This window comes from Brachyspira sp. SAP_772 (assembly GCF_009755885.1).
GTDB lineage: Bacteria > Spirochaetota > Brachyspiria > Brachyspirales > Brachyspiraceae > Brachyspira.
Genome location: NZ_VYIX01000034.1, coordinates 1 through 1,041, shown reverse-complemented (window position 1 = coordinate 1,041; position 1,041 = coordinate 1). Strand labels below are relative to the sequence as shown.

The 1,041-nt window shown below is 35.9% G+C and carries 1 protein-coding gene; it reads right to left on the bottom strand.

Annotated elements, in window-relative coordinates; translation table 11 throughout:
* Positions 1–1,023: penicillin-binding transpeptidase domain-containing protein (locus tag GQX97_RS12370; protein ID WP_255447398.1), on the bottom strand; the 1,023-nt coding region annotated here is incomplete at its 3' end.
* Positions 1,024–1,041 lie beyond the last annotated feature (18 nt).

Sequence of the window (1,041 nt, the reverse complement as noted above, 5' to 3'; positions counted from 1 at the left end):
TATAGGAGCAAAACCCGGAGTAAGTTCTAATGGAGCAAATAAACCTGTACCAAGACCCAATGTTAAATCTGGGTTAAACATTCTTTTAGACTTAGCATCATCAGGCTGTGCTTTAAATATAGGCTCTACATATCTTATAGTATTTGTAATACCAACATAATTTACAACATTTACAGTAGCAATATTAAGCGAAACAGCTAAAGCATATCTTAAGCTAACATCTCCTTTGAAGTTTCCAGAATAGTTTTTTGGTATCCATACCTTTCCTTCTTCGCCTTCTTCAGGAACAAATCCAATAGGAGCATCGCTTACTATAGTTGCAGGGTTATAGTTAGTAATGTCCATAGAAGCAGCATATACAAAAGGTTTGAATGCACTTCCTGCCTGTCTTCTTGCTTGKGTTGCTCTGTTAAATTGGTTTCTTGGAGTGAATCCTGAACCGCCAACCATTGAAACTATATATCCGTTTCTTGGGTCTATTGCAACTAATGCTCCTTCTATTTGACGTGATAATTCTGCCTCATCTGCTTTCATTACTTCCATCATAATATCATTAACTTCTTCCATACCAAACATATCTGAGATAAGTGCTAAAGAACTTGMTGTGTCTTGGTTTAGAAGCGAGCGTACWGATATAGAGAATTTATTTCTTGCCATATTTTCTGGAAGCTCAAAGAGTAAAGAAAGCATTTCTACTTTATCTATAAGCTCTCTGTCATAAATAGTGCTTATATCCATAGAGCCGCCTTCGTATTTATCATTATATTCTTTTAATGCTTCTGTTAATAATTTTTGTGCAGCTTCCTGTTTTTCTATATCTATAGTAGTATATATTTTTAATCCGTCTTCTTTTAATGCTGTTTCTCCGTATTTATCAATCAATTCTCTTCTAACATATTCTGTAATATATGGAGCTCTGTCTATTGAAGCACTGTAAGCAGTAGAACCTCTTCTTCCTATTTTTCCGCTATAAGAAGCCCAGCATCCTCTGTAGGCATTACCTGCTCCATCTTTCCTTCCCAACTCGACACCTGTCCTTCC